This is a genomic window from Streptomyces sp. NPDC001070 (genome assembly GCF_053598835.1).
The window spans coordinates 1-17,358 of sequence record NZ_JBSFLB010000069.1 but is presented as its reverse complement, the minus strand read 5'-3'; the positions used below and the strand labels follow the sequence as shown (position 1 = coordinate 17,358).

General features: G+C 72.1%; 19 protein-coding genes. 10 read left to right on the top strand and 9 right to left on the bottom strand.

Annotated elements, in window-relative coordinates; genetic code table 11:
* Positions 1-100: 100 nt before the first annotated feature.
* Positions 101-1,216 carry a magnesium and cobalt transport protein CorA gene (locus tag ACWDAS_RS40840; protein ID WP_450400980.1) on the bottom strand — a complete coding sequence of 372 codons (1,116 nt, stop codon included), beginning with the start codon at positions 1,214-1,216 and terminating at the stop codon, positions 101-103.
* A 435-nt stretch (positions 1,217-1,651) separates the two neighbouring features.
* On the opposite strand from ACWDAS_RS40840, the gene ACWDAS_RS40835 reads away from it, so the two are divergent.
* The gene (locus ACWDAS_RS40835) at positions 1,652-2,242 is read left to right on the top strand and encodes a suppressor of fused domain protein (protein WP_450400978.1); all 591 of its coding nucleotides are present in this window, start codon (positions 1,652-1,654) and stop codon (positions 2,240-2,242) included.
* A 24-nt stretch (positions 2,243-2,266) separates the two neighbouring features.
* Here ACWDAS_RS40835 and ACWDAS_RS40830 read toward each other — a convergent pair whose 3' ends face one another.
* On the bottom strand, positions 2,267-2,872 hold the full coding sequence (locus ACWDAS_RS40830; RefSeq protein WP_450400977.1) for an RBBP9/YdeN family alpha/beta hydrolase: 606 nt from the start codon (positions 2,870-2,872) through the stop codon (positions 2,267-2,269).
* Between the two features lie 226 nt (positions 2,873-3,098).
* On the opposite strand from ACWDAS_RS40830, the gene ACWDAS_RS40825 reads away from it, so the two are divergent.
* The 3 genes from ACWDAS_RS40825 (at position 3,099) to ACWDAS_RS40815 (ending at position 5,326) form a co-directional block, all read left to right on the top strand.
* Positions 3,099-3,737 (top strand): DUF6758 family protein, encoded by a 639-nt coding sequence (locus ACWDAS_RS40825; RefSeq protein ID WP_450400976.1) that lies wholly within the window; start codon positions 3,099-3,101, stop codon positions 3,735-3,737.
* An 83-nt stretch (positions 3,738-3,820) separates the two neighbouring features.
* The gene (locus tag ACWDAS_RS40820; protein WP_450400984.1) at positions 3,821-4,690 is read left to right on the top strand and encodes a PHP domain-containing protein; all 870 of its coding nucleotides are present in this window, start codon (positions 3,821-3,823) and stop codon (positions 4,688-4,690) included.
* Positions 4,691-4,711: 21 nt separating this feature from the next.
* The gene (locus ACWDAS_RS40815; protein WP_450400975.1) at positions 4,712-5,326 is read left to right on the top strand and encodes a MarC family protein; all 615 of its coding nucleotides are present in this window, start codon (positions 4,712-4,714) and stop codon (positions 5,324-5,326) included.
* A gap of 106 nt (positions 5,327-5,432) precedes the next feature.
* Here ACWDAS_RS40815 and ACWDAS_RS40810 read toward each other — a convergent pair whose 3' ends face one another.
* The gene (locus tag ACWDAS_RS40810) at positions 5,433-5,582 is read right to left on the bottom strand and encodes a hypothetical protein (RefSeq protein WP_450400985.1); all 150 of its coding nucleotides are present in this window, start codon (positions 5,580-5,582) and stop codon (positions 5,433-5,435) included.
* Positions 5,583-5,804: 222 nt separating this feature from the next.
* On the opposite strand from ACWDAS_RS40810, the gene ACWDAS_RS40805 reads away from it, so the two are divergent.
* Positions 5,805-6,713: an NYN domain-containing protein gene (locus tag ACWDAS_RS40805; RefSeq protein ID WP_450400973.1), complete on the top strand. Its 909-nt coding sequence runs from the start codon at positions 5,805-5,807 to the stop codon at positions 6,711-6,713.
* A gap of 8 nt (positions 6,714-6,721) precedes the next feature.
* On the opposite strand, the gene ACWDAS_RS40800 is transcribed toward ACWDAS_RS40805, so the two are convergent.
* On the bottom strand, positions 6,722-7,639 hold the full coding sequence (locus ACWDAS_RS40800; protein ID WP_450400971.1) for an alpha/beta fold hydrolase: 918 nt from the start codon (positions 7,637-7,639) through the stop codon (positions 6,722-6,724).
* Positions 7,640-7,803: 164 nt separating this feature from the next.
* Entirely contained in the window at positions 7,804-9,438 is a 1,635-nt protein-coding gene (locus ACWDAS_RS40795; RefSeq protein ID WP_450400982.1) for a DEAD/DEAH box helicase, read from the bottom strand.
* Between the two features lie 481 nt (positions 9,439-9,919).
* On the opposite strand from ACWDAS_RS40795, the gene ACWDAS_RS40790 reads away from it, so the two are divergent.
* Positions 9,920-10,654, top strand: coding sequence for a ferritin-like fold-containing protein (locus ACWDAS_RS40790; RefSeq protein ID WP_450400970.1), 735 nt, complete (start codon positions 9,920-9,922; stop codon positions 10,652-10,654).
* A gap of 257 nt (positions 10,655-10,911) precedes the next feature.
* On the opposite strand, the gene ACWDAS_RS40785 is transcribed toward ACWDAS_RS40790, so the two are convergent.
* From ACWDAS_RS40785 to ACWDAS_RS40770, 4 genes are all read right to left on the bottom strand, one after another.
* Positions 10,912-11,184, bottom strand: a complete 273-nt coding sequence (locus ACWDAS_RS40785) for a hypothetical protein (protein ID WP_450400969.1) — start codon at positions 11,182-11,184, stop codon at positions 10,912-10,914.
* A 128-nt stretch (positions 11,185-11,312) separates the two neighbouring features.
* The gene (locus ACWDAS_RS40780; protein WP_018561495.1) at positions 11,313-11,543 is read right to left on the bottom strand and encodes a DUF3107 domain-containing protein; all 231 of its coding nucleotides are present in this window, start codon (positions 11,541-11,543) and stop codon (positions 11,313-11,315) included.
* 135 nt (positions 11,544-11,678) lie between these two features.
* The gene (locus ACWDAS_RS40775) at positions 11,679-12,314 is read right to left on the bottom strand and encodes a TetR/AcrR family transcriptional regulator (RefSeq protein WP_450400967.1); all 636 of its coding nucleotides are present in this window, start codon (positions 12,312-12,314) and stop codon (positions 11,679-11,681) included.
* A gap of 100 nt (positions 12,315-12,414) precedes the next feature.
* Positions 12,415-12,633 (bottom strand): hypothetical protein, encoded by a 219-nt coding sequence (locus ACWDAS_RS40770; RefSeq protein ID WP_450400965.1) that lies wholly within the window; start codon positions 12,631-12,633, stop codon positions 12,415-12,417.
* Positions 12,634-12,819: 186 nt separating this feature from the next.
* Between ACWDAS_RS40770 and ACWDAS_RS40765 the strand changes: the two genes are divergently transcribed.
* The 4 genes from ACWDAS_RS40765 to ACWDAS_RS40750 all read left to right on the top strand — a co-directional run bounded on the left by ACWDAS_RS40765 (position 12,820) and on the right by ACWDAS_RS40750 (position 17,215).
* Positions 12,820-13,788 carry an alpha/beta hydrolase gene (locus ACWDAS_RS40765; protein WP_450400964.1) on the top strand — a complete coding sequence of 323 codons (969 nt, stop codon included), beginning with the start codon at positions 12,820-12,822 and terminating at the stop codon, positions 13,786-13,788.
* Between the two features lie 4 nt (positions 13,789-13,792).
* Positions 13,793-15,184, top strand: a complete 1,392-nt coding sequence (locus tag ACWDAS_RS40760) for a DUF3152 domain-containing protein (protein ID WP_450400963.1) — start codon at positions 13,793-13,795, stop codon at positions 15,182-15,184.
* A 41-nt stretch (positions 15,185-15,225) separates the two neighbouring features.
* Positions 15,226-15,342 (top strand): Ms4533A family Cys-rich leader peptide, encoded by a 117-nt coding sequence (locus tag ACWDAS_RS40755; RefSeq protein WP_450400961.1) that lies wholly within the window; start codon positions 15,226-15,228, stop codon positions 15,340-15,342.
* Positions 15,343-15,502: 160 nt separating this feature from the next.
* The gene (locus ACWDAS_RS40750) at positions 15,503-17,215 is read left to right on the top strand and encodes an ABC transporter substrate-binding protein (protein ID WP_450400959.1); all 1,713 of its coding nucleotides are present in this window, start codon (positions 15,503-15,505) and stop codon (positions 17,213-17,215) included.
* Positions 17,216-17,358 lie beyond the last annotated feature (143 nt).

Below are 17,358 nucleotides of genomic sequence, written 5' to 3'. Positions count from 1 at the left end.
ACCTGGCACATCGTCCCGGCCACCGCATAAAGGAAAGGGCCGCCCGGCCTCCGGCCGGGCGGCCCCACAACAAGATTTTCAGCAGTCTTCTAGCCGAGCCCTACAGCCAGCCGTTGCGGCGCAGGATGCGGTGGATGGCGAAGCAGATCCCGCCGATGGCGACCAGCACCATCGGGTAGCCGAACCTCCAGCGCAGCTCCGGCATGTAGTCGAAGTTCATGCCGTACACGCCGCAGATCATGGTCGGGACGGCGATGATCGCCGCCCATGAGGTGATCTTGCGCATGTCCTCGTTCTGCGCGACCGCCGCCTGCGCGAGGTTGGCCTGCAGGATGGAGTTGAGCAGGTCGTCGAAGCCGACCACCATCTCGTGGACGCGGGCGACGTGGTCGGCGACGTCCCGGAAGTACTTCTGGATCTCCGGGTCCACCACGCGCATCGGCCGCTCGCTGAGCATCTGCATCGGGCGCAGCAGCGGGGAGACCGCCCGCTTGAACTCCAGTACCTCGCGCTTGAGCTGGTAGATGCGTCCGGCGTCGGTGGCGCGCGGGGACTTGCCCTGGGCGGAGAAGACGTCGATCTCCACCTCGTCGATGTCGTCCTGGACGGCCTCGCTGACCGCCAGGTAGTCGTCGACGACCTGGTCGGCGATGGCGTGCAGCACGGCGGAGGGACCCTTGGCCAGCAGCTCGGGGTCGTCCTCCAGGCGGTGCCGCAGCGCGCGCAGCGAGCCGTGGCCGCCGTGCCGGACGGTGATGACGAAGTGCCGGCCGGTGAAGACCATCACCTCGCCGCTCTCCACCACCTCGCTGGTGGCGGTGAGTTCGGCGTGCTCGACGTAGCGGATGGTCTTGAAGACCATGAAGAGCGTGTCGTCGTACCGCTCCAGCTTGGGCCGCTGGTGGGCGTGGACGGCGTCCTCCACGGCCAGCGGGTGCAGTCCGAAGACTTCGGCGATCTCGGAGAACTCCCGCTCCGAGGGCTCGTGGAGACCGATCCAGACGAAGCCCTCGTCGCCGTCGCTCACCTTCTCCAGGGCCTCGCGGGGCGAGATGTGGTCGCTGCCGCGACGGCCGTCGCGGTAGACGGCGCAGTCCACGACCGAGCTGGGCGTGGCGGACGAGGTGCGGGAGCGGTCCGGGCCGTAGTCGTACGACGTGCTGCTTTTGCGCAGGGCGGGGCGGACGACTGCGCGCAGGTCGCGGATCATCGACATGGCAAGCTCCTTCGCGGACTGGCCGGGCTGAAATGCGGATCAGGGCAGGGTGATCACCGTTGATCACTGCGCAGTTCAGGGAGCTCTTCCGGAAGCGGCGGGGCAGACCCGGGCAGGCCTTGGGGCGGGCATGAGGCGGCGTCACGCGCTCGTGCTCGCGGAAATTCCGAGAATCCTCGTCGGTTCCGTGATTCTTTGGTTTCACGCCCGGGTGACCGGGTACGGAACGCGGGGGATCAGGAGAGTTGCCGGGCGGAAGAGCTGCCGGTACTGCACGGTCGACTAGGATCCATCGCAGCCCCACCTCCTCCGGCCGATCCCCGCTGGGGGAAGATGTGCACGCCTTTACCGGCGTAGCCGACGGCCCACCTTATCAGGCGGCTCCGGCGCGAAGCCGTGGCTTTGCACGTTCCATACGCGCTCTATGCTCACTTCATGGTCGACGTACTGGGGCTCGTTGAGGCGCGACTGCGCATGGCCTTCGGTGAACCGGACGCCCGCGCGGCGGTCACCTTCCTCGGCACCGAGCGGATCGAGGTGCTGCGTTTCCGCGACGGCGAGCTGCTGCGTTACGTCACCCTGGGGATGTCCCGCGCGCCGATGAACGACCCCGTCGCCGTCGTGGCGGACCCCGTGCGCGGCCCGCGCGCCGAGCTTGTGATCACCTTGCGCGGCGGTCGCGGCGCCGACACGGACAAGGTGCTGCGGCCGCTCGCCGTGCTGGCCGCCAGCCCCCAGGTCGAGGGCGTCGTCATCGCCCCCGGGAACTCGCTCGACGTGGGCGAACCCCTGTGGCCCGGCGCGGCGTTCTCCGCCGTCCTGGTCGCCGAGCCCGGCGGCCTGGTGGAGGACCTCGAACTCGACGAGCCGATGGACCCGGTCAGCTTCTTCCCCCTCCTGCCGATGACGGCGAACGAGGCGGCCTGGAAGCGGGTGCGGGGCGCGGCGGCGCTGCAGGAACGGTGGCTGCAGGCCGGCACGGACCTGCGTGACCCGCTGCGCGCGGCGGTCCCGCTGACCGACTGAGCGCCGGCGGTTCGTGACGTCCGTTCAGCGGTCCTCGCGCGGGCCGACGCGGACGGCCGGATCGAGGCACCAGGCCAGGGCGGACGGCCAGCTCCCGTAACCCGCGGTCAGGTCGAGATGGGCCCCGCCGGGCACCACGTCGGTGTCGAGGTCCAGCGGCGCACCGTACTCACCGGCCGCGCCGCCGGGGCAGTACGGGTCGTCGTCCCCGGCCACCAGCCGGATCACCGGCGCGGCGGCGCGCAGCCGCGCCCCCGTGACGCCGGGCGCAGCGAAGCCGGCGACCTCCTCGTACCCGGCGATCACCGCATCGCCCGGCGGCGCCACCAGCAGCACCCGGTCGGCCCGGACGCCACCGCGTGCAGCCGCGTGCAGCCGCAGCAGGACGGCGAGGCTGTGGCAGACGACGACCAGCTCACGTTCCGGGGCGTCCCGTTCCGCGTCGAGGAGGGCGTGCAGCCGGCCGAGCCAGGTCTCCAGGTCCGGGCGGTCGGGGTCGGGGAGCTGCGGATAGACCACATGGTGGCCGCGGGCGGTCGGTTCACCCGCGAGCAGGCGCTGCCAGTGGCCCTCGGGCCGGCGGTTCTGCCAGCCGTGGAGGATCAGGAAGGTGTGTGCGGTCGCGTCCATGGCGACGATCATCGGCCGCGCCGCCGCCGTGGTCCATACGGTGTACGGGTGCCGGACGGCCGGCGAGGCGCCCGGCCGCCGCCAGTGAGCCGAGGGGGCCCTGCGGCAGGGGGACGGGCACCGGCGGCCGGCGGGGAAAGGTGCAGTGCGCAACTACGCCACGCGGCGAACTCGGACGGGTGATCGTCCTTGACGCGGGCACGCCGCCGGAGGACCGTGGGGCGTTATGAGGGGCGAACCCAGTTGCCCGAAGTGCGGTGGCCGGGTCCGGGCGCCCGGGCTCTTCGCGGATACCTGGCAGTGCGACGAGCACGGCGCCGTGTATCCGTTGCAGCCTGTCGTGCCGCCGAGTGTGGAAGCCCTCGGCGTGGTCGTGAGCCGCTCGCGCGTTCCGGTCTGGATGCCCTGGCCGCTGCCGGTCGGCTGGCTGTTCACCGGGGTCGTGTCGGCCGGGGACGACCGCAGCGGCGGACGGGCCACGGCGGTCGCGTGCTCGGGACCGGGGCCGCTCGGCGGGCAGGGCGAGATGGTGCTGGTGGCGGAGGAGCTCGGGGTCGGGCTCGGGGCGCGATTCGCCGGGATCCCGGGACCGGACCCCGGTCCCCAGATGTGCGTCGGCAAGCCGCCGGCCGCAAAGGTGATCGCCGCCGGGCGGCCGACCGGCCTGTGGCACGTGAACGGGACGCCCCCGGACCGCGCGGTCTTCGCGGGTGAATCGTTCGGGCTGTGGCTGTGGGCGATCGTCTGGCCGGAGGAGTCGGGTCTGCTCATGTACGACGAGCTGATACTGACCGATCTGCGCGAGGCCGGCGCCGAAGTCGATCTCGTTCCGTGCGGGGCGCTCTCCCCTCGGTTGCTCTCCTGAGATTCAGAGGTTGGCCGGGCAGTTATCCTGGTAATCGCAACCCCTGAATCTGCCCGAGCAACGAGCGTCCTGGAGTGACCCGAGTGCGAATCGACCTGCACACCCACTCCACGGCCTCGGACGGCACGGACACCCCCGCCGAACTGATGCGCGGGGCGGCCGCCGCCGGGCTGGACGTCCTCGCCCTCACCGACCACGACACGGTCGGCGGCTACGCCGAGGCCGAGAAGGCGCTGGCCGAGCTGCACGCCTCCGGCGCCAGGGCTCCGGTCCTGGTCACCGGCGCCGAACTCTCCTGCCGCATCGACGGGGTGGGCCTGCACCTGCTCGCCTACCTCTTCGACCCCCAGGAGCCGGAGCTGTACCGGGAGCGCGAACTCGTGCGCGACGACCGGGTGCCCCGTGCGAAGGCCATGGTCGCCCGGCTCCGCGAGCACGGTGTGCCGGTGGAGTGGGAACGGGTCGCCGAGATCGCCGGCGACGGCGCCGTGGGCCGGCCGCACATCGCCCAGGCCCTCATCGAGGCGGGGCTGGTGGACAGCATCGCCGAGGCGTTCACGCCCGAGTGGATCGGGCCGGGCGGGCGCGCCTACGTCGAGAAGCACGAACTCGACCCCTTCGAGGCGATCCGGCTCGTCAAGAACGCGGGCGGGGTGACGGTCTTCGCCCATCCCGCCGCCGTCAAGCGCGGCACGTGCGTGCCCGAGAGCGTCATCCACGAACTGGCCGCGGCCGGACTGGACGGCATCGAGGTCGACCACATGGACCACGACGAGCCCGCCCGTGCCCACTTGCGCGCCCTCGCCGCGGAACTGGGGCTGCTCACCACCGGGTCCAGTGACTACCACGGCACCCGCAAGACCGTCCGGCTCGGCGAGTACACCACCGACCCCGACGTCTACCGAGAGATCGTCCGCCGGGCCACCGGCGCGGCGCCGATCACCACCCCGTAACCGCACCCCCCCGCAAGGCCCATGGATCTGTTCTCCCTGACCATGTTCGGGTCGGTCTTCGTCACGCTTTTCGTGATCATGGACCCGCCCGGCATCACCCCGATCTTCCTCGCCCTCACCTCCGGCCGCGCGGCCAAGGTCCAGCGCCGCATGGCCTGGCAGGCCGCCGCCGTCGCGCTGGGCGTCATCACCGTCTTCGGCATCTGCGGCCAGCAGATCCTGGACTACCTGCACGTCTCCGTGCCGGCGCTGATGATCGCCGGCGGTCTGCTCCTGCTGCTCATCGCGCTCGACCTGCTCACCGGCAAGGCGGACGAGCCCACCCAGACCAAGGACGTCAACGTCGCGCTGGTGCCGCTCGGCATGCCGCTGCTCGCCGGTCCGGGCGCGATCGTGACGGTGATCCTCGCGGTGCAGCGCGCGCACGGCTTCGCGGAACAGCTGTCCGTGTGGGTCGCCATCGCCGCGATGCACGTCGTGCTGTGGCTGACGATGCGTTACTCGCTGGTCATCATCCGGCTGATCAAGGACGGCGGCGTGCTGCTGGTCACCCGGCTCTCCGGCATGCTGCTCTCGGTGATCGCGGTGCAGCAGATCGCCAACGGCGTCTTCGGCTTCATCCGCGGCGAGGGCTGACGGACCGTCGGGAAATCCGGACACGACAAGGGCCCCGTACCGAGGTGTACGGGGCCCTTCGGGCTTGTGGCGTCCGGCCGTACGGCCATGCCGGGGTGACGGGGCCTTACTCGGCCGGGCGGATGTAGATGCGCTGGCCGATCGCGGCGGCCTGCTGAACGATCTGGTCGACGGAGGCGGCGTCCACGACCGTGCAGTCGACGGCGCGACCGTCCTGGTCGTTGAGGCGCATGATCTTGAAGCGCATGGTCTTCACGGCTTCTCCCTTCGTCCGGGCACTCCTCCATTGGAGTACGGGGCTGCTTCGCAGCCGTTACCTGCCGGGGTCTTTCATGTATCAACAACAGTTGCCCCCGCGAAAACCTTCCCTGTCCTAAAGAAAATTTTTCCTACGCATCTACTGGCGGGTAGCCACCGGTACCGGCGGTCCTGGTTCCGGTTGTGTGTGCGGACGGAAGCGCCGGACAATGTGATCTCTATGAACGACGACGCCCTTTCCGCCATCGCCGCCGGCATCGAGCGCACGAACGAGCTCCTGCAGCGGGTGCTCGCCGAGGTCGCCACGACCCCGGCGACCCACGCCGTGTTCGTGGACGCCGGGTACGTGTACGCCGCGGCCGGTCGCCTCGTCGCGGGCACCGAGGACCGGAGGGCCTTCGAACTCGACGCCGAGGGCATCATCGAGGCCTTCATCGACCGGGCGCGCACCCTCTTCGCCGACAGCCGGCTGCTCCGGGTCTACTGGTACGACGGGGCCCGCCGCCGCATCCACACCGCCGAGCAGGAACGCATCGCCGAGCTGCCGGACGTCAAAGTGCGGCTCGGCAACCTCAACGCCAGCCGGCAGCAGAAGGGCGTCGACTCCCTCATCCGCAGCGACCTGGAGTCACTGGCCCGGCACCGTGCCATCAGCGACGCCGTCCTCATCGGCGGCGACGAGGACCTGGTGTCCGCGGTCGAGGCCGCGCAAGGGTACGGCGCCCGCGTCCACCTGTGGGGCATCGAGGCCGCCGACGGCCGCAACCAGGCCGACCCCCTGCTGTGGGAGGTCGACAGCCTGCGCACCCTCGACCTCGACTTCTGCAAGCCGTACATCACCCGGCGCACGACCCCCGTCTACGGCGACGCGCCGATCCCCACCGGGCCCATCCCGACGCGGGAGGACGTCCACTTCGTCGGGGCCCGCGTCGCCTCGCAGTGGCTGGCGACGCGCGGTCGCGACTCCCTGGCCGAGCTGCTGCCCGGTCACCCCTACCTGCCGCCCGCCTTCGACCAGGAGCTGCTCGTCGAGGCCGAGGGGATGCTCAACATCTCGCTGCGCGGCCACGCCGACCTGCGGCGCGTGCTGCGCGACGGCTTCTGGGAGCACCTGCAGGCGCGACTGTAGCGGGGCGTTCAGCCCCAGAAGCCGGCCAGGGCCCGTGCGGTGGGAGCCGGCCGCTCGGCGTTGGGGGAGTGCTCGGCGCCCTCGATCACGACGCGCCGGGCACCGAGGCGCTCGGCCATCGCGTCCAGCCACGGGACGGGCCAGGCGTAGTCCACCGCGCCCGAGACCACCAGCTTCGGCAGCGGCACCGCCGCGAGCTCCGCCACCCGGTCCGGCTCCTCGATCAGCTGCCTGCCGGTGGTGATCAACTGCTCGGGCACCGTCGCCAGCCAGCGGCGGTGGAGGAATTCGTCGACCTCGCCCGCCGGATTCGGGGCGCCCGGGGTGGCCGCCGTCTCCGCTGCGCCTGCCGTGTTTTCGAGGTCCTCTGCGTCGAGCTCGCGCATCGCCCGCCACACGCCCTCCATGTCCATCGCGGACAGCGCCTCCAGCAGCAGCTTCGTACGGGCCTGCTGGGCCGGCTCGATGGCGGCCGGGCCGGAGCTCATGAGGGTGAGCGAAGCCCAGGGGAGGGCCTCGCCGTCCTCGTGGGCGGCCAGCACGGCGGCGCGGACGACCAGGCCGCCCATCGAGTGCCCCAGCAGATGCACCGGCTCACCGGCCGGAGTGCCGAGCGCGGCGGTCTGCGCGGCCACGTCGGCGGCCAGCTCGGCCTGCGCGTACGCGCCCTCGTCGCGCGGGCCGGGTGACTCGTGCTGACCCCGGCCGTCCACCGCGACGGTGCGGTAGCCGGCGGCCGCGAGCGGTCCGAGCAGGGCGAGGAAGTCCTCCTTGCTCCCCGTGAAGCCGGGGACCAGCAGGGCCGTGCCGCGCCGGGGGGTGCCGGCCGGCGGGACGGCGTCCAGCACGGCGAAGGCACCGCGGGCCGTCTCCAGGGCGTACGCGGTGGCGTTCTCGGGCAACGTCAGGAACGGCGGTCGGCTCATGCGCCGAGGCTAACCGTGCCGGGTTTCCGCCACACGACGTGGTCCCCGACCTCCGGCACCGCCTGAGCGCTCCGCGCACCGCTCGTGGGCGCCCCGCGGGGGACGCCGACGGCCGGGCGCCCCTTGCGAGGGGCGCCCGGCCGTTGCGTGGTGCGGGTGGTGCGTCAGCTGGTGGCGTCGTCGGCCGGCTTGGCCGACCGCGTGCGGCGACGCCGGCGGACGGTCTTGGCCGCGCCCTCGTCCTCGCCCCCGGCAGGAGCCGCTTCCGCGGCCGCCGGGGCCTCCGCACCGGCGATGGCGACGGCCCGGGTACGGCGGCGGCGCGAGGCCGGGGCCTCCTCCGCCGCCTCCTGGGCCGTGGTCACGGTCTCGGCGTTCGCGGCGCCCGCGCGGGTGCGGCGCCGGCGACGCGGCGCCGGGGCCTCGGTCGCCGGGGCCTCGACGGTCTCCACGACCGCCTCCGCCTCGGCGGACGCGGCGCCGACCGACTGCCCGCCGCGGGTGCGGCGGCGCTGGCGCGGCGTACGGGTGCGTGCCGGGCGCTCCTCCTGCTCGGCCGACGCGGCCGGGCCGGACTTGCGGCCGCCACGACCGCGGCCGCGGCCGCCGGTCTCGCCGAGGTCCTCGATCTCCTCCGCGTCGAGCCCGGCGCGGGTGCGCTCCGCGCGCGGCAGGACGCCCTTCGTGCCCTCGGGGATGCCGAGCAGCTCGTAGAGGTGGCTCGAGGTGGAGTAGGTCTCCTCGGGGGCGTTGAACGGCAGGTCGAGCGCCTTGTTGATCAGCTGCCAGCGCGGGATGTCGTCCCAGTCGACCAGCGTGATCGCCGTGCCGGACGCGCCCGCGCGGCCGGTGCGGCCGATGCGGTGGAGGTAGGTCTTCTCGTCCTCCGGCGTCTGGTAGTTGATCACGTGCGTGACGCCCTCGACGTCGATGCCGCGTGCGGCGACGTCCGTGCAGACGAGGACGTCGACCTTGCCGTTGCGGAAGGCGCGCAGCGCCTGCTCGCGGGCACCCTGGCCGAGGTCGCCGTGGACGGCGCCGGAGGCGAAGCCGCGGCGCTCGAGCTGCTCGGCGACGTCGGCGGCGGTGCGCTTGGTGCGGCAGAAGATCATCGCCAGGCCGCGGCCCTCGGCCTGGAGGACCCGGGCGACGAGTTCGGGCTTGTCCAGCGAGTGGGCGCGGAAGACGTGCTGGGTGATGTTGGCGACGGTCGCGCCCTCGTCGTCCGGCGACGTGGCGCGGATGTGCGTGGGCTGCGACATGTAGCGCCGGGCGAGGCCGATGACGGCACCCGGCATCGTCGCGGAGAAGAGCATCGTCTGCCGCTTGGCCGGCAGCATCTCGATGATCTTCTCGACGTCGGGGAGGAAGCCCAGGTCGAGCATCTCGTCGGCCTCGTCGAGGACGAGCGCGCGGACGTGGCGCAGGTTGAGCTTCTTCTGGCCCGCCAGGTCCAGCAGCCGGCCCGGGGTGCCGACGATCACGTCGACGCCCTTCTTGAGCGCCTCGACCTGCGGCTCGTAGGCGCGGCCGCCGTAGATCGCCAGGACGCGGACGTTGCGCACCTTGCCGGCGGTGAGCAGGTCGTTGGTGACCTGCGTGCACAGCTCGCGGGTGGGGACGATGACCAGCGCCTGCGGCCCGTCGACGACGTCCTCGGGCTTGGCGCGCCCGGCCTCGACGTCGACCGGGACGACGACCCGCTCCAGGAGCGGGAGGCCGAAGCCCAGGGTCTTGCCGGTGCCGGTCTTGGCCTGGCCGATGACGTCGTTGCCCGCGAGCGCGACGGGGAGCGTCATCTCCTGGATCGGGAAGGGAGCGGTGATGCCGACGGCCTCGAGGGCCTCGGCGGTCTCGGGGAGGATCCCCAGATCGCGGAAAGTCGTGGTGGTGGTCAGGATGCTGCCTCTTCTGTTGGGACGCGGCGCCGAGCGGTGTCCGGGGAGGGTCGGGCGCAAGGAACTGCGCTGACCGCGCGGAGTGTCGTCCGGCCGTGGGTGGCCGAGGTGCGCGGGACCTCTGCCCTCGTGCGCGCCGCGAATCTGTCCCCCTCCCCATGTGAGGAGGGCGGTCGGTAGGAGCCGATCGGGCCACCGACCGGGCATCCATTCATGCGTGACCCGCCGGGTCACCTGGCGGGTCCATATCACTGTACCCCGGAATCACGCACCCGCGGCGGATGGATTTTCCGGTACGTGAAACGGATCACGTGGCGGCTTCCGCGCGGCGGCGCCGTACGGGATGGTTGCCGCGCTGGTGGGGTTGGCTATTGTGCGCAACATGGAGACGCCTGAGACCCCCGCCGAGACCCCCGCCGAGACGACCATCGCCGCCAAGGACTGGGCCGCCGCGTCTGCGGACCCGCAGTACCGCGCGGCGGTCGTGGACCTGCTCGGGGCACTCGCGTACGGCGAGCTGGCCGCCTTCGAGCGGCTCGCGGAGGACGCGAAGCTCGCGCCGTCCCTGGAGGACAAGGCGGAGCTCGCGGCGATGGCGTCCGCCGAGTTCCACCACTTCGAGCAGCTCCGCGCCCGGCTCACCGCCATCGAGGCCGACCCGACCGCGGCGATGGAGCCCTTCGCCGCCGCTCTGGACGAGTTCCACCGCCAGACCGCGCCGTCGGACTGGCTGGAGGGCCTGGTCAAGGCGTACGTCGGCGACTCCATCGCGTCCGACTTCTACCGCGAGGTCGCCGCCCGGCTCGACGCCGACACCCGCGAGCTGGTGCTGGCGGTGCTGGACGACACCGGCCACGCGTCCTTCGCGGTGGAGAAGGTGCGCTCCGCCATCGAGGCCGAGCCCCGGGTGGGCGGGCGGCTCGCGCTGTGGGCGCGCCGGCTGATGGGCGAGGCGCTGTCGCAGGCGCAGCGGGTCGTGGCGGACCGCGACGCGCTCAGCACGATGCTGGTCGGCGGGGTCGCCGACGGCTTCGACCTCGCGGAGGTCGGCCGGATGTTCACGCGCATCACCGAGGCCCACACCAAGCGCATGGCGGCGCTGGGGCTGTCCGCCTAGACCTGTCGCCACATCGGCTCCCCCACCTTCGCCGGGAGGTGCTCCCACCGCCCGGAGGCCGGCCCCGCGGCTCCCCCCAGCTCCGCTGGGGGCGCCCCGGATGCGGGGCATCGCTGGGCGGAGAGTCGTCCTCGCCGTGGGCTGCTCGGACGATTCGACAACGCGGCGTGGGGATACCCCGGCCGAAGGCCGGGGGAGGGGATGCGACGACAGGCTGCAGGCGCCGCACGGCGCCCGCGCGGCCGGGCGCCCCCGGCTCAGGCGGTCCGCGGGGACCGGCGGGTGCTCCGCGGCGGGCGGACCAGCAGCGAGAGCAGGGCGGCCGCCACCCCCACCGACGTGGCGAGGTTGACCAGGAACTGGTCCGGGCCGAGGACGGTACGGGCGATGAGGCCCCCCACGAGGGCGGCTACCGGTCCTGTGGCGAGCACGAGCCTGGCCGCGGGAAGGCGGCGGCGGGGGACCAGCCGGGTCGCGGCGTACGCGACGGCCAGTCCGACGGCGGCGAACGCGATCGATTCCCACAGCATTGTGGCGGCCCCTCCCGGAGGACTTCGGTCGCACGGGTCCTACCCCGCGGGGCCGGAGCGCGAAACGGCGGGTCACCCCATTCGAGGGTGACCCGCCGTGCGTGTCTCCGGTCCGGGAGCGGCGCCGGCTACAGCTGCGCGCCGAAGCCCACCCGGCGCGTCGCCGGCTCGCCGATCTCGACGTAGGCCAGCCGGTCGGCCGGCACGAGCACGCGCTTGCCGTGCTCGTCGGTGAGGCTGAGCAGCTTGCCGGTGCCGGTGAGCGCCTCGGCGACGGCCTTCTCGACCTCCTCGGCCGTCTGCGCGCTCTCGATGATGATCTCGCGCGGCGCGTGCTGCACGCCGATCTTGACCTCCACGGCTTTCGTCCCTCCGAACGGTCTGCGGTGTGCGCGGTTGGAAATCGCGCCGTACGCAGGACACATTAGCCGCGCCCGGCACTCGGGCACCGGCCGACGGGCACGCCTAGAGCGAACAGCCTTCGAGCGGAGCGGTCAGTGCTCGGCGCCGTGCAGCGGGAAGCCGGCGATGCCGCGCCACGCCAGGGACGTCAGCAGCTGCACCGCGGTCTCGCGGGGCATGGAGCTGCCGCTGGAGAGCCAGTAACGCGCCACGACCTGCGAGACGCCGCCCAGACCGACCGCCAGCAGCATGGACTGCTCGGTGGCCAGCCCCGTGTCCTCGGCGATGACCTCGCAGATCGCCTCGGCGCACTGGAGCGCCACCTTGTCGACGCGCTCGCGGACCGCCGGCTCGTTGGTCAGGTCGGACTCGAAGACCAGGCGGAAGGCGCCGCCCTCGTCCTCCACGTACGCGAAGTACGCGTCCATGGTCGCCGCCACGCGCTGCTTGTTGTCGGTGGTGGAGGCCAGGGCGGTGCGCACGGCGTCCAGCAGGGCCTCGCAGTGCTGGTCCAGAAGGGCCAGGTAGAGCTCGAGCTTGCCGGGGAAGTGCTGGTAGAGGACGGGCTTGCTGACGCCCGCACGCTCGGCGATGTCGTCCATCGCGGCAGCGTGGTAGCCCTGGGCGACGAACACCTCCTGGGCCGCGCCCAGCAGCTGGTTTCTCCGGGCCCGGCGCGGCAGGCGTGTGCCGCGAGGGCGCGCCTCAGTCTGCTCGATGGCTGTCACGCCGCCTCCCAAGTGATGTCGTTCTGCGCTGCGGGTGCCATCGTACTTTTCGGTAGCGGGGGCATGCGCTGTGCGAACGCACATTCTCACCAAGTGGAACTCAGCGGTAGTCGTCCTCGTCCAGCTCCACCACCCTGCGCTGCTCCGCGACGTCCGCCGGGTCGGCGTCGTCCGGACGTTCGGTGATCGGGACATCGCGGTGCTGCAGCAGTTCGAGGTGTTGTTCGGCGATGTCCGCCTCGGGGGCTTCGATGTCGGCCTCGGCGTCCTCCAGGTCGTCGATGACGTCATCGTCAAAGGTCTCCATGTCGTCGGACACGGGCACCTCCCATCCGATCCTGTACGGCCGGTCCCCCGCTGTTCCCACTCTCCCCCTCTTTCCCCTTTTGCGAGCGTAGGAGACAGGGACGGGGCGTGCAGAGTGACAGGAGGGGCGGAAAATCCCCACGACGCGTGTGAGGGCGAACACACGAGCGCATGCGTGATCACCTCGTAACATTGCCCCATGTCCTCGACGGAGTCTCCCGAAGCCGCACTCGCCGCCGTGCCCGTACCGCCTTCGGGACCCAGAGCCGGGGACGGGGAAGCGGTTCGGGCCGTGACGTTGAGAGGCCTGACGCTGACAGTGCGATCGCGGGCGGAGCAGGCCGACGGGCTGCCGCCCGCGCTGTTCGTGCACGGCCTGGGCGGATCGTCCTCGAACTGGTCGGCGCTGATGCGGCTACTGGAGGACCGGGTGGCCTGCGAGGCCCTGGACCTGCCCGGCTTCGGCCACTCCCCGCCGCCGGACGACGGCAACTACTCGATCGGGGGGCACGCGCGCGCGGTCGTGCGCCTGCTGGAGGCTTCCGGGCGCGGGCCCGTGCACCTCTTCGGCAACTCGCTCGGCGGAGCCGTGGCCACCAAGGTCGCCGCGGCCCGGCCCGACCTCGTCCGCACCCTGACGCTGGTCTCGCCCGCCCTGCCGGAGGTGCCGCCGCAGCGCAGCGCCTGGCCGACCGGGATGCTCGGGCTGCCGGGCGTCCCCGCGCTGCTCACCCGTGCCACCCGGGACTGGCCCGCCGAGCGGCGCACCCAGCAACTGCTGTCGCTCTGCTACGGCGACCCGGCGAACGTCAGCGAGGAGGCCTTCGCCGAACACGCCTCGGAGTACGAGCGCCGGATGGCGCTGCCGTACTTCTGGGACGCGCTGTCCCGTTCGGCGCGCGGCATCGTCGACGCCTACACGCTCGGCGGCCAGCACAACCTTTGGCGGCAGGCCGAGCGGGTCCTCGCGCCGACCCTGCTGGTGTACGGAGGCCGGGACAAGCTGGTCTCCTTCCGGATGGCGTACCGTGCCGCCCGGACGTTCCGCGATTCGCGGCTGCTGACGCTCCCCGACAGCGGGCACGTCGCGATGATGGAGCACCCCGATGCGGTGGCGCGGGCCTTCCGCGAACTGCTGGACGCCACGGACGCGCGGACGGATCACTGACTTCATGGGCAGGCACAGCGCACCGGGCGGCCGTGACGGCCGCCGCGACGACGTACCGGGCATATCCGGGAACGGCGGCACCGGCCGCCGTCGGCGTTCCGGCCCGGCGACGACCATCCCGCCGCGCCCCGGTGGCCCGGGCCAGGCACCCGGCCCCTCCGTGCCGGGCGGCCGGGACGGCGGCTTCCACCCCGGCGACTCCGCGGCCGGCCACCACGACGTCCCGGGCCACTCCCACCCCGAGCACCGGGAGCACTCGGCCTGGGGCCGGGCCGGTTCCTGGGCCCCGCCCCGCACACCGCGCGGGAGCCGGCCCGCGGAGCTGGCGGACACCGCGCTCGGCACGGAGTACCCGGAGGACGACGACCCCCTCGACGCGGGCGTCTTCACCGCGCCCCGAATAGCCGGCTTCCCGCGTCCGCGCTCGGCGCCGGACGCGGGACCCCGGACCGTCCCCGGCCCGCGGCGGGATTTCGTCGCGGCCTTCGACGCCGCCTCGGGGACCGAGGAAGCCGGGGCACCCCAGGTGCCCGCCGAAGGGGCCGAGGAGACCGGGGAGCAACCCGAACAGCCCAAGAAGACCGTCAGGACTCGCGCCTTCTCCGGCGCGGCCGCCGCGGCCGTCGTGACGGTGCTGGCCGTCGTCGTGGCCGGCCAGGTCGCCGCCGGCGGCGAGAAGCGTCACTCGCCCGCCGCCGCGGGATCGAAGGGCAGCCGCGCCGCCGACGACTCCGCGTCCCGCTCCCAGGGCCGGGCGACCCCCTCCGCCTCGCCCTCCGCCGTCGCCGCCCCGCTCACCTACGACCAGGCGATGATCCGGCCCTATCCGCTCGACCAGGACCTCGCCCTGGCGGGGAAGTTCCAGACCGTGGGCGGCCACCAGAAGGCCCCGGGCAAGGGCAGGCTGCTGCGCGTACGGGTGGACGTCGAGAAGGGGCTGCCCCTGGACGGCCGGCTCTTCGCCGACGCCGTCTACAAGACGCTGAACGACAAACGGAGTTGGGCCCACGGCGGCGTCCGCACCTTCGAGCGGGTGTCATCCGGCTCCGCCGACGTCGTCATCACCCTGGCCAGTCCGGGCACCACGGCCGAGTGGTGCGCCAAGTCCGGTCTGGACACCACGGTTGACAATGTGTCATGTGACTCGGCGTCGACTTCGCGGACGATGGTCAACGCGTATCGCTGGGCCCAGGGCTCGGAGACCTACGGCCCCGACAGGATGCTCTCCTACCGCCAGATGCTGATCAACCACGAGGTCGGGCACCGGCTGGGCTACGGCCATGTGGTCTGCCCGAAGCAGGGCGCCCTCGCCCCGGTCATGATGCAGCAGACGAAGTTCCTGTCCCTCGGCGGCGTGACCTGCAAGCCGAACGCCTGGCCTTACCCCCGGGGCTAGGTTTTTTGACATCGAGCGATTAATCGTTCAATGTCTTTGGCATGCCGCACAGCCCCGCCACAGAAGCCGACGCCGCCATAGAGCTGGCGCTCATCGGCGTGGCCGGGCACAGCGTGGCCGACATCCTGTGTCGGTGCTCCACGGTGCCGGGCGCTTAAAGGACACACCCTTTCCCCGCCCCGGACCTCCCTGCCCGTGGGCGCAGTGCTCGACGCATGATCGATCCTTCACGGCCTCCTCAGACGAGGCCGTCGCCGCTGCCTGCGGGCCTTCCCCAGCCCCGCCCTCTCCATCTCGCAGCCGCGAAAGGGATCTTCGATGTCTCACCTGTCCGTCACACCCCGCCGCCTCGCCGCGGCAGCCGTCGTCCTGGCGATCACCGGTGGCGCCGCCGCGTGCGGCCCGGAGGGCGGCGGGGCCAAGGCGGCCGACGGCAAGCCGGCCAAGGGCGGCACGCTCTACGTCCTCAACCAGTCCCCGCAGGAGGACTTCGACCCGGCACGGCTGTACACCTCCGGCGGCGGCAACGTCCCCGGCCTGGTCTTCCGCACGCTGACAACCCGCAACCGCGAGAACGGCGCGGACGGCGCGAAGGTCGTCCCCGACCTCGCCACCGACACCGGCACGCCCGACAAGGACGCCACCGTCTGGACCTACCACCTCAAGGACGGCCTGAAGTACGAGGACGGCAGCCCGATCACCACCGCCGACATCAAGTACGGCATCGAGCGGTCCTTCGCGGCCGAGCTGTCCGGCGGCGCCCCCTACCTGCGCGACTGGCTGATCGGCGGCAAGGAGTACCAGGGCCCGTACAAGGACAAGGGCGGCCTGGACTCCATCGAGACCCCGGACACGAAGACCATCGTCTTCCACCTGAACAAGCCCGAGGGCGACTTCCCGTTCCTGGCCACCCAGACCTCCTTCGCCCCCGTGCCGAAGGCCAAGGACACCGGAACCAAGTACGAGAACCACCCGTTCTCCTCGGGCCCCTACAAGGTCGTCAGCAACGAGAACGACGGCGAGCACCTCGTCCTGGAGCGCAACACCCACTGGGACCCGAAGACCGACGAGGAGCGCAAGGCCTACCCGGACCGCATCGACGTCCAGTCCGGCCTCGACGCCGCCGTGATCAACCAGCGGCTGTCCAGCGGCTCCGGCAAGGACGCGGCCGCCGTCACCACCGACACCAACCTCACCGCCGCCGAGCTGGCGAAGATCACCGGTGACAAGGAGCTCGCGGGCCGCGTCGGCACCGGCCACTTCGGCTACACCGACTACATCTCCTTCAACCCGAAGGTGAAGCCGTTCGACAACCCCAAGGTGCGCCAGGCGATCTCCTACGCGGTCGACCGCAGCACCGTCGTCAACGCGCTCGGCGGCTCCTCGCTCGCCGAGCCGGCCACCACCTTCCTGCCCGCGCAGGAGTCCTTCGGCTACACCCCGTACGACGCGTTCCCGGCCGGCAAGAGCGGTGACGCCGCCAAGGCCAAGGAGCTGCTGAAGGAAGCCGGTTACCCCAAGGGCCTGACCGTCACGCTGACCCACGACAGCAGCGGCGGCGACGAGCAGGGCCCCGAGGTCGCCACCGCCCTGCAGGACGCCCTGAAGAAGGCCGGCATCACCGTCAAGCTCGAGGGCCTGGAGTCCAGCGCCTACAGCGAGAAGATCCACGGCATCAGGACCGAGCCGGGCTTCTTCCTCGCCGGATGGGGTGCCGACTGGCCGTCCGGCGGGCCCTTCCTGGCTCCGATCTTCGACGGCCGGCAGATCGTCAGGGACGGCTACAACTTCAACAACGCCCAGCTGGACGACCCGGCCGTGAACAAGGAGATCGACGAGATCAACAAGCTCACCGACCTCAAGGCCGCCGCCGTGCGCTGGGGCGCCCTCGACAAGAAGATCGGCGAGCAGGCGCTGACCGTGCCGCTGGTGCACCCGGTCTACAAGCGCCTGTACGGCAAGGACGTCAAGAACGTCGTCATCAGCGACTGGACCGGCGTCCTCGACGTCTCGCAGGTCGCGGTCAAGTGACCACCACCGACGTGCTCGCCGCGCCCGGCGCGGCCTCGGACACCCCCGAGGCCGCGCCGGGCGCCCGGCAGCTCTGGCGGCGGCTGCGCGCCCTCGGCTACGAGACGGCCGTCAACGCCACCGGCCGGTGGAACGGTGTCGCC

Excerpts from the sequence above, each read along its gene's own strand:
- ACWDAS_RS40840 (WP_450400980.1), bottom strand. The coding sequence starts at position 1,216 with ATGTCGATGATCCGCGACCTGCGCGCAGTCGTCCGCCCCGCCCTGCGC.
- ACWDAS_RS40835 (WP_450400978.1), top strand. The coding sequence starts at position 1,652 with ATGGTCGACGTACTGGGGCTCGTTGAGGCGCGACTGCGCATGGCCTTC.
- ACWDAS_RS40830 (WP_450400977.1), bottom strand. The coding sequence starts at position 2,872 with ATGGACGCGACCGCACACACCTTCCTGATCCTCCACGGCTGGCAGAAC.
- ACWDAS_RS40825 (WP_450400976.1), top strand. The coding sequence starts at position 3,099 with ATGAGGGGCGAACCCAGTTGCCCGAAGTGCGGTGGCCGGGTCCGGGCG.
- ACWDAS_RS40815 (WP_450400975.1), top strand. The coding sequence starts at position 4,712 with ATGGATCTGTTCTCCCTGACCATGTTCGGGTCGGTCTTCGTCACGCTT.
- ACWDAS_RS40805 (WP_450400973.1), top strand. The coding sequence starts at position 5,805 with ATGAACGACGACGCCCTTTCCGCCATCGCCGCCGGCATCGAGCGCACG.
- ACWDAS_RS40800 (WP_450400971.1), bottom strand. The coding sequence starts at position 7,639 with ATGAGCCGACCGCCGTTCCTGACGTTGCCCGAGAACGCCACCGCGTAC.
- ACWDAS_RS40795 (WP_450400982.1), bottom strand. The coding sequence starts at position 9,438 with ATGACGCTCCCCGTCGCGCTCGCGGGCAACGACGTCATCGGCCAGGCC.
- ACWDAS_RS40790 (WP_450400970.1), top strand. The coding sequence starts at position 9,920 with ATGGAGACGCCTGAGACCCCCGCCGAGACCCCCGCCGAGACGACCATC.
- ACWDAS_RS40785 (WP_450400969.1), bottom strand. The coding sequence starts at position 11,184 with ATGCTGTGGGAATCGATCGCGTTCGCCGCCGTCGGACTGGCCGTCGCG.
- ACWDAS_RS40765 (WP_450400964.1), top strand. The coding sequence starts at position 12,820 with ATGTCCTCGACGGAGTCTCCCGAAGCCGCACTCGCCGCCGTGCCCGTA.
- ACWDAS_RS40760 (WP_450400963.1), top strand. The coding sequence starts at position 13,793 with ATGGGCAGGCACAGCGCACCGGGCGGCCGTGACGGCCGCCGCGACGAC.
- ACWDAS_RS40755 (WP_450400961.1), top strand. The coding sequence starts at position 15,226 with ATGCCGCACAGCCCCGCCACAGAAGCCGACGCCGCCATAGAGCTGGCG.
- ACWDAS_RS40750 (WP_450400959.1), top strand. The coding sequence starts at position 15,503 with ATGTCTCACCTGTCCGTCACACCCCGCCGCCTCGCCGCGGCAGCCGTC.